The 14,001-nt window shown below is 34.8% G+C and carries 11 protein-coding genes; 2 read left to right on the top strand and 9 right to left on the bottom strand.

All coding sequences use genetic code 11. From position 1 onward, the window contains the following. Positions 1-64: 64 nt before the first annotated feature. Positions 65-2,857 (bottom strand): excinuclease ABC subunit UvrA, encoded by a 2,793-nt coding sequence (gene uvrA / locus J2772_RS13550; RefSeq protein WP_209918036.1) that lies wholly within the window; start codon positions 2,855-2,857, stop codon positions 65-67. A gap of 7 nt (positions 2,858-2,864) precedes the next feature. Beyond that, positions 2,865-3,905, bottom strand: coding sequence for a hypothetical protein (locus J2772_RS13545; RefSeq protein ID WP_209917514.1), 1,041 nt, complete (start codon positions 3,903-3,905; stop codon positions 2,865-2,867). A 461-nt stretch (positions 3,906-4,366) separates the two neighbouring features. Between J2772_RS13545 and J2772_RS13540 the strand changes: the two genes are divergently transcribed. Together J2772_RS13540 and J2772_RS13535 are read left to right on the top strand one after the other, a co-directional pair. Then, positions 4,367-6,178 carry a TonB-dependent receptor plug domain-containing protein gene (locus J2772_RS13540; RefSeq protein ID WP_209917506.1) on the top strand — a complete coding sequence of 604 codons (1,812 nt, stop codon included), beginning with the start codon at positions 4,367-4,369 and terminating at the stop codon, positions 6,176-6,178. Positions 6,179-6,249: 71 nt separating this feature from the next. Beyond that, on the top strand, positions 6,250-6,966 hold the full coding sequence (locus tag J2772_RS13535; RefSeq protein ID WP_209917504.1) for a DUF2490 domain-containing protein: 717 nt from the start codon (positions 6,250-6,252) through the stop codon (positions 6,964-6,966). Here J2772_RS13535 and J2772_RS13530 read toward each other — a convergent pair. The 7 genes from J2772_RS13530 to tnpA form a co-directional block, all read right to left on the bottom strand. After that, positions 6,963-9,014: a M48 family metalloprotease gene (locus J2772_RS13530; protein WP_209917502.1), complete on the bottom strand. Its 2,052-nt coding sequence runs from the start codon at positions 9,012-9,014 to the stop codon at positions 6,963-6,965. The two genes, J2772_RS13535 and J2772_RS13530, sit on opposite strands and share 4 nt — an antisense overlap. A gap of 10 nt (positions 9,015-9,024) precedes the next feature. Next, on the bottom strand, positions 9,025-9,471 hold the full coding sequence (locus J2772_RS13525; protein ID WP_045496324.1) for a phosphohydrolase: 447 nt from the start codon (positions 9,469-9,471) through the stop codon (positions 9,025-9,027). An 81-nt stretch (positions 9,472-9,552) separates the two neighbouring features. Continuing rightward, positions 9,553-9,888 carry a YegP family protein gene (locus J2772_RS13520; RefSeq protein ID WP_209917500.1) on the bottom strand — a complete coding sequence of 112 codons (336 nt, stop codon included), beginning with the start codon at positions 9,886-9,888 and terminating at the stop codon, positions 9,553-9,555. Positions 9,889-10,037: 149 nt separating this feature from the next. Then, entirely contained in the window at positions 10,038-11,816 is a 1,779-nt protein-coding gene (locus tag J2772_RS13515; protein WP_209917498.1) for an acyl-CoA dehydrogenase family protein, read from the bottom strand. Positions 11,817-11,866: 50 nt separating this feature from the next. Continuing rightward, on the bottom strand, positions 11,867-12,223 hold the full coding sequence (locus tag J2772_RS13510) for a four helix bundle protein (protein WP_209917496.1): 357 nt from the start codon (positions 12,221-12,223) through the stop codon (positions 11,867-11,869). Between the two features lie 17 nt (positions 12,224-12,240). Further along, a complete protein-coding gene (locus J2772_RS13505; protein WP_089734154.1) occupies positions 12,241-13,419 on the bottom strand; it encodes an acetyl-CoA C-acyltransferase in 1,179 nt (392 codons plus the stop codon). 105 nt (positions 13,420-13,524) lie between these two features. Next, the gene (tnpA, locus tag J2772_RS13500) at positions 13,525-13,989 is read right to left on the bottom strand and encodes an IS200/IS605 family transposase (protein WP_209917495.1); all 465 of its coding nucleotides are present in this window, start codon (positions 13,987-13,989) and stop codon (positions 13,525-13,527) included. Positions 13,990-14,001: the final 12 nt, after the last annotated feature.

The following is a 14,001-nucleotide window of genomic DNA, read 5'->3' as shown; positions in this document are numbered from 1 at the left end:
TAAAATAATTTTTATGAGTGTTAATCAAAAAAAACAGAGAGCTCAACGGCTCTCTGTTCTTTATTTATTTCTCAAGTTTTTCCTTGATGTATTTTGCTGTATAAGACTTTTTATTTTTTATCAGATCTTCAGGTGTGCCGGCAAAAACTACCTCGCCACCATGTTTTCCTGCTTCAGGGCCAATATCAATGATATAATCAGCACATTTGATAATATCCGGCTGGTGTTCAATAACAATCACTGAATGTCCAAGGTCAATCAATGCCTGTAATGATTTCAACAGCTTTTGAATATCATGGAAATGAAGACCTGTAGAAGGCTCATCGAAGATAAATAATGTTTTGTCCGTAGTAACACCTTTCACAAGGAATGAAGCCAGCTTCACACGTTGTGCCTCACCACCGGAAAGGGTAGAAGAGCTTTGTCCCAGCTGTAAATAACCCAATCCAACTTCCTGTAAAGGTCTCAGTTTAGTCACAATTTTCTCTTCATTATTATCTTTAAAGAATTCCAGTGCTTCATCCACAGTCATGTGAAGAATATCGGAAATACTTTTCTCATCGAACTTCACCTCAAGGATTTCACTTTTGAAACGGGTGCCTTTACAAACTTCGCATTCCAGTTCAATATCAGCCATAAACTGCATCGAAACATTGATTACGCCTTCTCCTTTACATTCATCACATCTTCCACCATCTACGTTAAAAGAGAAGTGTTTAGGTTTGTAGCCCATCATTTTAGCTATTTTCTGCTTGGCAAAAAGATCACGGATGTCATCATAAGCTTTAAGGTAGGTTACAGGGTTTGAACGAGAAGATTTTCCAATAGGGTTCTGATCAATCAATTCAATATTTTTGATGAGTTTTTTCGGGAATTCTACAGAATCATAGTCTCCTTTTTTGCCACCCATTCCCAGCTGAATCTGAATGTCATTGGTAAGGATTTCCTTCATCAAAGTAGATTTTCCACTTCCTGAAACTCCTGAAATAACGGTTAAACTTTCTAAAGGAACATCTACATCAATATTTTTAAGGTTATTCTGACGGGCTCCTTTAATATGAATCCATTCTTTTGCTTTTCGGCGTTTCTTAGGAACTTCTATTTCCAGTCTTCCGGTAAGATATTCTGAAGTAAGGGTATTGGCTTTTTTCAAATCCTTATAATCTCCTGCAAATACGAGTTCACCACCAAGATAACCTGCTTCCGGACCAATATCAATGATATAATCGGCAGCACGCATCACATCTTCATCGTGTTCTACTACGATCACAGTATTTCCTAAATCACGAAGGTTTTTCAATACTTCGATGAGATTTTCAGTATCCTTGGAATGTAATCCGATAGAAGGCTCATCCAATATATAAATGGAACCTACTAAAGAACTTCCTAAACTTGTTGCCAGATTAATTCTTTGACTTTCTCCCCCGGAAAGGGTATTGGATGTTCTGTTTAATGTTAAATATCCTAAACCAACCTTTAATAAGAACTCAAGACGAGTGGTAATCTCGTACAATAATCTCTTGGCAACCTCTTTATCATGGTCAGATAGTTGTAAACTGTTAATCATTGGTTCCAGTTCGTCCAATGGAAGCTCGATCATTGATTGGATGTTGTGACCATCTACTTTTACCCAGCTTGTTTCTTCACGCAGTCTCAATCCTTCACAGGTTGGGCAAAGCGTTTTCCCTCTGTAACGGGAAAGCATAACTCTGTACTGGATTTTATAAAGGTTTTCTTCAAGCATTTTGAAGAAATTGTTGATGCATGGGAAATTGCTTTTACCATCGCCTTTCCAAAGGAAGTTTTTCTGCTCCTTGGTTAACTGATGGTAGGGTTTATGAATAGGAAAGTCTCCGGCTTTTTTGATAAAATCTTTTTTCCATTCGCTCATAGTTTCTCCTTTCCAGCAAACTACGGCGTCTTCGTAGATGGATAATGTTTTATTAGGAATTACCAGGTCTTCATCTATTCCGATTACCTTTCCATAACCTTCACAAGCCGGACAGGCGCCGTACGGGTTATTGAAACTGAAGAAATGAACATTCGGTTCAAGGAATTCCATTCCATCCAATTCAAATTTATTGGAAAACTCCTTTACCTTTTCAGTGTCTGTATTTTTTAAAGAACAGTAGCCACGACCCTCATAAAATGCCATCTGAATAGAATCTGCCAATCGCTGTAAAAAGCTTTCATCCTCTTCATAAGAAAAACGGTCAATCACAAGATTGATCTTCATTCCTTTTTCCGGAGCAAATCCGAAGCTTTCCAGATCCTCAATTCCTGCTAGATTTCCGTTGATCTCAAGTCTTGTGAAACCAGCTAGTTTTAAAATGTTTAAAGTTTCCTTAAAATTATCAGCATCATACTCCAAAGGAGCGGTTAATAAAAAGGACGTATCTTTTTTGGAAGCCTTAATAAAGTCAACCACATCCGAAACGGAATCTTTTTTCACTTCTTCTCCTGAAACCGGAGAAAACGTTTTTCCAATCCTCGCAAACAAAAGCTTCATATAATCATAGATTTCTGTAGACGTTCCTACTGTAGAACGCGGATTGGATGAAATTACTTTCTGCTGGATTGCGATGGATGGAGCCAGTCCTTTAATGTCATCAACTTTAGGTTTTTCTAATTTTCCCAAGAACTGACGGGCATAAGAACTCAAACTTTCCACATATCTTCTTTGTCCTTCAGCATAAATTGTGTCAAAAGCCAAAGATGATTTACCACTTCCTGATACTCCGGTAATAACAATCAGTTTATTTTTCGGGATCAGGACATCTATATGTTTCAGATTATTAAGATGGGCATTCTTAACAAAAATCTGTTTTTTTATGTCTATTTCTGTAGTATCAGCCATATTTTGTTTATTCATATAAAGTATATTCTGACTTGAAGGTACCACCAGCCAGTGTGATTGTTTTGTTTTCGTAACTAATGTTTACATTTGCCACAACTTTATTTTCTGATTGAGTTTTAACTTTAACCATTCTTTTCTGATCATCATAATAAAATGTTTCCACATAGCCGGGTTCTTTACCATCAAATAATGTGATTCTTTCAGCCAGTAAGCCATTTTTGTAATTGTACTTAAAAACAAGTGAACTGGTACTGATAGAAGTGTTTTTATCCGGGTTGTATGAAGCTTTTACCTTTTTTTTTATTCTTCGATCTTCATCGTAATCATATTGTTCTTCTTCAGCTTTATTTCCATTGAAAGTAAGAGTGTAGTTTGTGAGAAGATTGTCTGTATAAGAATATTTTTTTTCTATAACGGTTCCTGTGCTTTCAAGAGAATTTGATAGAATATTATCATCCATATCATATACAAAAGAATTAAGGCTTGTTGATAACTTGCCTTTGGAAGAAATATATTCAGTGGATATTGCCGTAACTTTTCCTTTAGCACTATATTTATAGGTGTTTACTCCCTTTTCCCCCGCATAATTTTCCTTTTTTTTTATCAGTTTTCCCTTTTCATATATATATTCATATTCTTTTCCCTTTCCTGTTATTTTTGAAATATTATTTTTTAAGTCATAAAATATCTCACTTTTATCTGTTGGAAGGTCAAGAGATGATTGCTCAAAAGAAACGATTTTATTGCTTGATACAGCAATTTTATATTCATCTTTTCTTGTTGGTTTATTGAATACCTCTGTTATATTACTAGCAAAAAGTATATTTCCCTGAGTGTCAAATTTCTTAAGTTCGATAATAGTCTCATTCTCTACTCCATGTGTTTTTGTATATGATTCCTTAATCTTCTGCTTGCCAATAATCAAATTAATAAGCTCATCCTTTTCTGCCATATCTTCTTCAGGATTAGATATTTTAGGGTCCGGATAAGTAAACTGTGCATTTACAGAAATGCTAAAAAAGAATATAGATAAAAAATATGTTTTCATTGTAAAATTAAGACCCACAAAATTACGAATTTTTTAGCGAAAATTATATGCTTCTCTTATGACTAAAATGATATACAAAAAATAAAAAATGAGGTGTTGATACCCAAATATGGTACTCAAAAAAAGAATATTTCAGGTATTTTTTGTGGAATTATTTTCTTTTTATCATTCGTTTTTGTTGAATTTAAAATAGTTTTTGATTTTTTAACAGGTTTTTTTATCTGGGTATTGTTTTATGTTTTAAAATTATTTAAAATTGTATTCATAAATATGTAATATAGAAATGAGAAAACTATTCAGAGATCTAGTTACACATTTAATGAGAAAAAGATAGAAGAATTCCCTCAAAAAACAAAGACGCAGCATCTACACTGCGTCTTTTTTTATGACAAGTATCATTTGCCTGTCTTCATGAACTCCCTTACTTTTGAACCTTGTTAAAAGAAACTACGGAAATGATTATGATCAAAAAGATAGGAAGTGTTTTTTTTCTGGGATCTTTACTTTTGGTAAATGCACAGGAAAAAACTACAGATATTGAAAACATTGAATTTCAGGGGAAATTTATCTCCACTCCTTATAAAAGTGCCAACCAGAATATCACTGTTATTACCAAAGAAGATATTGCCAATGCTCCATCTAAAAGTATTGATGAAATCCTTCAGCAGGTTCCGGGTATGGACATCAGAAGGAGAGGATCCAATGGAGTTCAGAGTGATATCAGTTTCCGTGGAAGTTCCTTTGAACAGGTTCTGTTATTGCTGAACGGGGTAAGAATAAACGATTCACAAACAGGACACAACTCTATGAATCTTCCGGTTGATTTGGAAGATGTGGAAAAGATTGAGATCATAAAAGGGCCTGCTGCGAGACGTTTTGGACAGAATGCCTATGCTGGAGTTATTAATGTAATTACCAGACCTGGAATAGGTAAAAAGGTTAAAATAAGTGCAGAAGGTGGTGATTATAGTTCTTATGGACTAGGGTTTAATGCTCAGATGGGAAATGAAAAATTTGCCAATACCCTTCAGGCTAATGCTTCAGGATCACAAGGATACATGTACAATACGGATTATGAAATCCGAAATGTATTTTATCAGGGAAAACTGAATATTAAGAACGGAGATTTGAGGCTTCAGGCTGGTTTTTCAGAAAAGAAATTTGGAGCTAACGGATTTTATGCATCCAAAGCTGCCATAGACCAATATGAGGAAATGCAGGCTTCCATTGTAAGCGTTGCCCATCAGCAGACTTTCGGGAAACTAAAGCTTAATTCCAATATATACTGGAGAAGAGGGCAAGACATGTACCTTTACAACAGGCAAAAGCCTTCTGTTTATAGGAATATGCATATTGGGAATAATATAGGTGGGGAAGTAAACTCCAGCTACCAATGGGGCTTGGGAACTACCGGAGTGGGTGTGGAACTGAGAAAAGAGTTTCTGGTGAGCAGCAATTTGGGAAATCCGAACCGTTTTGTTTCTCAGGTTTTCTTTGAACATCATTTCTCATTATTGGATAAAAAACTGAACATCAGCCCGGGAATTTCATGGGCTAACTATTCTAAAGAAGGAAACTTTTTCTATCCGGGGTTGGATGTAGGGTATAACTTTAATCCTAACAACAAAGTGTATGGAAATATTGCTAAGGTGCACCGTATTCCGACTTTTACCGATCTTTATTATGTAAGTCCGCAGGAACGCGGTAACCCAAATCTGTTGCCTGAAAATGGGATTTCATCTGAGGTGGGATACCAATATCAGGATCAGAAGATTTTAGCCAAAATCAGTGGGTTTTTAAGAGATTCAAAGAATTCTATTGATTGGATAAAAAAAGATATCAATGATAAAACTTGGGCCGCTGAAAATGTAGGAAACATAAAAATTAAAGGAATAGAAACTGAGATCAACTATAAAATGACTAACTGGCTGAAAATGATGGCAGGGTATACTTATATTGATGGTCAATTTCAGAAATCCAATGAGTTTGTTTCAAAGTATATTATGGATAACCTGAGACACCAGTTCATCGGTAAAGTGGAAACAAAATTCCTTGGTGCTTTTACTAATGAAGTTGTTTACAGGTACAACGAAAGAATGAATTTAGGAAGCTATCAGCTATTGGATGATAAATTAAGCTTTAGCAAAAAAGATTATTCTGTATATATTTTAGTGAATAATATCACCAATACAAAATACACAGAAGCATTTGGAGTGGAAATGCCGCAAAGGTGGTTCCATATTGGTTTTTCTTACACAATTAATATGAAGTAAGTGTTAATTCAATATTAATTAAAGTTAATATTAACAAATTGTTAAAAAAATTATTTTTGCAAAAATTTTTTATGAAACGTTTTCTAGGTATAAGTCTACTTCTTAGTCTATCTTTCTTCAAAGCTCAGGAAAATATTTCCAGCTTCAATGCAGTGACTCTAACCTATAAGTTTCATCCTAAATTTTTTATCTACGGAGAAGGTCAGTTGCGAGGTAACGAAGATTACACTTACCCGGATTATTACGAAATAAAAGGGGGAATAGGGTATAACCTTACCAAGAATCACAAACCATTTGTGGGGCTTGGAAGATATGTCAACTATAAGGATAAGAAATTAAGCAGAGAAGAATTCAGGGTTTGGCTTCAGGATGTCATTGATATTAAAAAAGGCATTGTGAAGTTTGAAAACCGTTTTCGTGTGGAAAAAAGCTGGTTTTATGAGCCACAAATTGACAAAGCCTCTCAAAGAATGCGTTATCGTTACCGTCTGAATATAAGTGTTCCTCTAAACTCTAAAACGATTAAAAAAGGGACTGTTTTTGCCAATGCTTATGATGAACTTTTCCTGGTAACCCCTATGAAGCCTACTTTTGCCCGAAACAGAGTCTATGGCGGTTTCGGCTATCAGATCGATGATTATTTCGGAATTGTGAGCGGATACCTTTGGCAGCGTGAATTTGAAGCAAAAGGAAATAAAAACCTACATTTCATCTACCTGGCCTTAAACATCAATATTGATGGTACAAACCATGAAGTGAAAACATACGATTTCCCTGGTGCGGATTAAGATGCCTGGCTTATCTCTGACTGTAATTTTAAAAGTTCTTGTTTCGTATTAAGGTAATAAGTATTTAATAGACCTTGATATTTTTCAATCAATAATGACACGGAATCAACTTCATTCTGAAGGTATCTGTCATTGTTGAAATAAATATATTCAGCATTTACAAACTGTTGAAGAAGATTACTTTCTTCAACAGTGAGTAATTCTTTGTAAGCAGAATCTTCAAGAAGGTTTCTGATCTTTTGTTTAAACGGTTTCTCAGCCTTCAAAAGCTTTGCTCTGTGCTTACGGATTTCTTCAAAAGGTAAAGTGACCGTCATAAACTGTAAGTACCCGATAAATTCATTAAGACTTGCCTGAAATTCATCGAATTCTTTATCTATTGCAGTCATTTTTTTGTACTTACTCATCAGACTCATTTTGTATTCATTATTGCCTATGTGATAATAATACTGGAAAACTAATTTATCGTTTTCATGAAGTTCAGCTGTCACATTTTTAAGCTCATTTTCAAGTTGAGAAATCATGTTTCCTGCATCTTTTGCCTTGTGTAAAGTCCCATTATACCTGAATGTTTTTATTTCTTTTGGTTGTGAAACCAAATATTTTAAAGTTTGCAGATCTTGTTCTATACCCATTTTTTCATACACAAGAGAAACCTTTTTATCGCTGAACAAATCAGATTCATGATAAAACCCGGAATCCGGAATCATCGTTTCAATATTTTCTAAAATGGGGTTATGTCTTTCATAATAGCCATTAAATCCGGAAATCAGATTCTGATACCTATTGTTTTCCAGATAGAGCGTTGTAAAGGTTGTACCATCTATAACTTCTCCAACATTTTTAATACTTAGCAGTGTGAGGTATTTTGCAGTGAGCGTTTCGCATATATTTTCATAGCCTTTTATGATTTCTCCGGCGTGTCTATGGTCACTGGCTGTATTTTGGGTTATATTCTTTCTAATTCTTTCAACTCTTTTGTCAATGTCAGGGTGGGATGACCATTGGTCTTCAATCTCTATTCTGGATTTATTATAACGGGTCAAATCCGCAATATCTATTTTTGGAAGTCCATTTACATAAGGATGATTATTTCTTTCGCTGAAAATCTTCATTAAAGAAATCTGATTTTCATAAAGATTTTTTGGAAGATATTTCTGATTGCTTTCAATATAGAAATTGGTTGCATAGTTAAAGGCTGCATCACTTAATTCTAATCTTAATAAGGATGAAATCTGCTCATCCGGATTCGTTACAAAAGTTGAAATGGCATCTGCATGATATTCCATCTCTCTTTGTAGAGAAGCATGGTTTTTAAAAAGAAAATTGGATATGCTCTTAAGAATATATTGAAATGCACTAATAAAGCTTACAGATATTAAGCCAAAAATTTTAAAAAATACATTACCTCCCGAAAACTCCATAATGAAATTTTCATAGTCCTTATTATTGTAAACGGTTTCAAAAATAATTTTTTCAGCCTGGTTCACATAGCCACCTATCTTCATACTTCTTTGAGAAAAATGACCAAACTCGTGAGCAAGAACTGTTTTTAATTCTCCTGCACTTGTTGTATTAATCAGTCCCATGCCAATAGTAAGGTTTTTCTTTACAGGTAAAAACATACTCCAGAAAATAGAATTATAGCTTACACTGGCGTTTACATCCGGTGAAAGAAAAACTTTTTTGGGAGACTGAACTTTTGTTTCCTTTACAATTTCATCAATCATGTCAAAAAGTTCGGGCTGATGGGAGCGTGAAATTTCTATCAGATGACGGGTACTGTAATAGTTTTTCCTGAAAATAAATCTGATAAGAAAGATGAATACAAAAACACCTATACTCAATAAACCTACAGCGCCAAAAATCGTAAAATAATTGACTTTAATTATCAATAGCTTTATTGCACCATACCCTAAGAGGAAAATCATCAGGAGAGAGGCCACAATGAGTACTAAGTAAATGAAAAAAAAAGCTGAAACTGATACGATAGCAGAAATCAGCTTAGATTGATAAGCAGTTGAAATTTTGGGCAGGTTATTAGTCATTTTGTTTTTATTAGTATTTCTCTATCAGATAACGATAGGCTTTAAGATATTTATTGAACCTTTTAATGTCCTTAGGAGTAAGCTCACGGTTTACCCTTCTAAGGTCCATATTATCACGAAGGTCATTAATTTTTACGGCAACGGATAAGAGAGATCTTTCCGTTCTTTTAATGAATTCATCATAATCTTCTTCCGGATCAAATTTAGTAAGGCAGCTGATGGCAAAAATGATATATTCAGGAAATCCTTCGGCTCTTAAATAATCAAGGCTGAATTCTAATGGATGATCTTCTACTACATCATGCAATACACCAACGATTTTCTCATCTATTGTTTTGCCATATTCCATTACACGCATAACATGTCCTATATAAGGAGCATGGTATTTATCAGTTTGTCCTTTATGTGCTTTGTCAGCAATCTTTATAGCTTTATTTAGTAATTCTTCTTTTGTCATTTTTTCTATGAAAATAGAGTACAAAAATAAAAAATGCCTTAAAAAATAAAGCATTTTTTTTAGAGAATATTTATGATTATTCTACAAAATTATTTCATCCTCTATGGAGGCATTGGGAGCATTGTTTTTTACTGATTCTATTCCGTTTTCCATTCCGTTATCTGTTTCATACATCTGGCTGGTTCCAATGATTTGTCCATTCCCGGCTTTAAGGCTAAAATAACATCTGCCATCTCTGGCCGTATTCCTTTCAAATTTGGCATCTTCCTGTGAATTGGTCTTTACAGAATTGATCCCATTTTCACAGGATGGTTTTGTACTGTATCCCTGGCTTGTTAAGATAACCTGACCGTTTCCGGCTTTAAGATTGAATTGAAAATCGCCATTGGCTCTTTTAGAAATAATAAATTTTCCCATAAGTTTGTATTTTGAGTTAAATGGTTTTAGCTATAATAAAATTAAGAAAAAATATTGAAATCTGAAATTCTTTAAGATTTCAATAGTAAAAATTCAATAAAAAAACGCCCCAAATGGGACGTTTTGAAATCAAATTTATGTTATAAAGACTAATAAGTTCCTTTTTCAATATAGTGAGCAGCCACTTTTTCAGTTAATGCCACTACATTAGGATGATTAGTATATTTAGTGAATCTTCTTAATCCAGAAAGCATCATTCTCTGCTCATCTCCTTCAGCGAAAGAAATAATTCCTTCTTTAGCTGCAACGGTGATTTTCTCAACAGCTTTATAAAGGTTCAATTGAGCCATAGCCGCTTCTACAGAATCAGAAGAGAAGTGTTTCTCTGCTCTTAATACAGCAGATTCTGCCATATAAATCTGGTTAAGGATTTCAGAAGCATTTAATAATAAGTGTTGTTGTTTTTCAATTTCCGTCATATATTTTTGAAGAGCTGCTCCGGAAACCATAAGGAATACTTTCTTAAGGTTAGCGATAATTGCTTTTTCTTCGCTCATAAATTCTGAATAATCAGGAGCTTCGAATGAAGGAATACCCATTAATTCTTTGCTGATTGCCATGGCAGGAGATAAAAGGTCTAATTCACCTTTCATTGCTCTCTTAATAAGCATTCCTACTGCTAGTAATCTGTTGATTTCGTTCGTCCCTTCATAGATTCTTGAAATTCTTGAATCTCTCCAAGCAGCTTCCATTGGAGTATCTTCAGAGAATCCCATACCTCCGTATACCTGGATTCCTTCATCAGCAGTGTGTTGTGCAAGATCAGAAACGAATACTTTAAGGATTGAACATTCTACAGCAAATTCTTCAACACCTTTAAGCTCTGCAGCTTGGTGATCCATTCCACCCGCTACCAATTCGTCAATTTTATCCTGAACATTTTTCGCTGCTCTGTAAGAACCTGCCTCACTTACGAAAATACCTGTTGCCATTTCAGCAAGCTTCTTTCTGATGGCTCCGAAAGTAGCGATGGAAACTCCAAACTGCTTTCTTTCGTTAGAATACTGAATAGAGTGGTTTAAGATTCTTCTTTGTGCATCTAAACAAGCCGCCGCTAATTTGATACGACCCACGTTCAATGCATTTAAAGCGATTTTGAAACCATTGTTTCTTTCTCCTAAAAGGTTCTCTACAGGAATCTTCATATCATTGAAGAAAACCTGACGGGTAGAAGAGGCACGAATACCTAATTTGTGCTCTTCTTCACCGAAAGTTAAGCTTTCAGGGTTTTCCAGTTCAGAACGGTTGATGACAAAACCAGTGATGTTTTTATCATCATCAATTTTAGCAAATAAAGTGAATGTATCTGCAAATCCTGCATTAGAAATCCACATTTTCTGACCATTGATGATATAATGTTTTCCGTCTTCGGAAAGTTTAGCTCTTGTTTTTCCTGAGTTGGCGTCAGAACCTGCATCCGGCTCCGTTAAGCAGTAAGCTCCGAATTTTGTTCCTGTTGCTAAGTCCGGAAGGTATTTTTTCTTTTGCTCTTCAGTTCCATAAAGAACAATTGGTAAAGTTCCGATTCCTGTATGTGCTCCATATGCAGTAGCCAATGAACCCGTAGTTCCCGAAAGGTAATCACAAGCTAACATCGTTGTTACAAAGCCCATTCCAAGACCTCCGTACTCTTCAGGAACTGCAATTCCCAACATTCCCATATCTCCAAGCTTACGCATTGTTTCTTCAGTAAATGCATAATCTTTCTTTTCAAAGCGCTCTCTTTGAGGGACAACCTCTCTATCTATGAATTCCTTCGCAGAATCGCGAAGCATTTTTTGTTCTTCATTCAGTTCTTCAATACTGAAAATTTCGTTTGCAGGAATTTGTTTAATTAAGAATTCCCCGCCTTTAACTATGTTGCTCATTTGTTATTATTTTAAATTTTAGATTATAAATTTTAAATTAGATTTTGTCGTTATAAATTTTCAGATGACGTTTTAATGATTTTAGTCAAAATATTAATAATCATTTCTATATCTTTTAAATAAGTATCGATTTCAATTTGAACAAGGTTCGAAGAATGATACAGCTTCAGCCAATACCTTGTTTCTCTCGCTTCTTTATTTGCAATAGAAAGTTTTGATATAAAATCTTTTTTAGATTGAGCTGCAATAGCTTCTTCTACATTTGCTCCAATAGAAGTTCCAGAACGAAGAATTTGTTTTGATAAAATAAATTCGTTTTGAGATTTACACTCAGTATAAAATTTTATTATTCTTAAAGCAAATTCAAATGTTTTGGTTTGAATCAGATTGTCTTCCTTGAAACTCATCTAAAATTTATAATTAATTAAAGTAGTTCAAAAATACTTGCTGCTCCTTGTCCGGTTCCCACACACATAGAAACCATTCCATATTTGTTACCACGTCTTCTCATTTCGTCTAGAAGTTGAACGGTTAATTTTGTTCCGGTACATCCTAGTGGGTGCCCTAAAGCGATTGCTCCTCCGTTTACGTTTAAGATATCAGGATTTAATCCTAATTCTTTCTTAATTGCAACTGATTGTGATGCGAATGCTTCGTTTAATTCGATCAAGTCGATATCTTTTAATTCAAGACCTGCTTGTTTCAAAGCTTTTGGAATAGCATACACTGGTCCCATTCCCATAATTCTTGGTTCAAGACCAGCCGCTGCGTACGCTGCTAACCTTGCTTCTGGCTCAAGACCTAATTCTTTTACCATTTCCTCGCTCATTACTACCACAAAAGCAGCACCATCACTCATCTGAGAAGAGTTTCCGGCAGTTACGCTTCCTCCGTTAGCGAAAACAGGTCTAAGTTTAGCCAAACCAGCAAGAGAAGTATCTGCTCTTGGACCTTCATCTACAGAGAAATCAAATTTCTTAGTCTGAAGCTTCTGATTTTCATCTAAAAAGTTATATTCTACAGGGATCGGAACAATTTGGTTAGCAAATTTCCCTTCCTGATTTGCTTTTAAAGCTTTCATGTGAGATTCAAAAGCAAACTGATCTTGTTCTTCTCTGGTAATATTGTATTGTTTTGCTACTTCTTCAGCAGTGTAACCCATTCCCCAATAATAATCAGGGTTTGTTTTTGCAATCTCCGTTTCCGGAACAGGCTTATAACCACCCATTGGAATATAAGACATAGATTCTGTACCTCCAGCGATGATGCAATCTGCCATTCCAGCCTGAATTTTTGCAGAAGCAATCGCAATGGCTTCACTTCCTGATGCACAGTATCTGTTTACGGTTACTCCCGGAACTTTATCTGTATTTAAACCCATTAAGGAAATCAAACGGGCTACGTTTAATCCTTGCTCTGCCTCAGGCATTGCATTTCCTACAATAAGGTCATCAATTCTGTTTTTATCTAATTGCGGTAGCTCAGCCATTAATTTTTCAATAACGGTAGCTGCCATTACGTCAGGACGTGTAAAGCGTAAGGAACCTTTGGGTGCTTTTCCTACTGCTGATCTGAATCCTTTTACAATATATGCTGTTTTCATTTTTTTTGTTTAATTAAATTGTTTTTGAAAGATTTTGCCTCATAGCGGTAAACTGTTCATAGATCTATTGTTTTGCAATTTGTGGAGCTCCGTAGGAGCGACCTGTTAGTTCTCAATCCATTCAAATAAATATTTTGAATCATATTCAATTTCAAACTTTGACATAAAATCCAGATATTCTTCTCTAAAAGTTTTCTTTTTATGATGTTCTTCCTGGTTTAAAATATATTTTACAACCGCATCAACATTGCTTTTAGAATAAGAGAAAGCTCCGTATCCTTCCTGCCAATTGAACTTTCCATTTGTCCATCCTTTTTCATTGATGAATTTTGAAGAACCTGCTTTAATATCTCTTACTAAATCTGAAACTGACAATGTTGGATTCATACTTATAAGGATATGAACGTGGTCAGGCATTGCAAAAACTGCGAATAATTTTTGATTTCTGTTAGCGACTATACCTGTAATCAATTTATGTAATTCTTCTCTGTTTTCTTTTGAAATCAGATTTTGTCTTCCTTTTACTGCGAAAACAATTTGAATATAAATCTGTGTATAGGTATTGGCCATAAAACTAACAGG

Origin of the sequence: Chryseobacterium jejuense, from assembly GCF_017877355.1 — a bacterium.
Taxonomy (GTDB): Bacteria; Bacteroidota; Bacteroidia; order Flavobacteriales; family Weeksellaceae; genus Chryseobacterium; species Chryseobacterium jejuense_A.
This window is presented reverse-complemented; position numbering and strand designations above follow the sequence as displayed.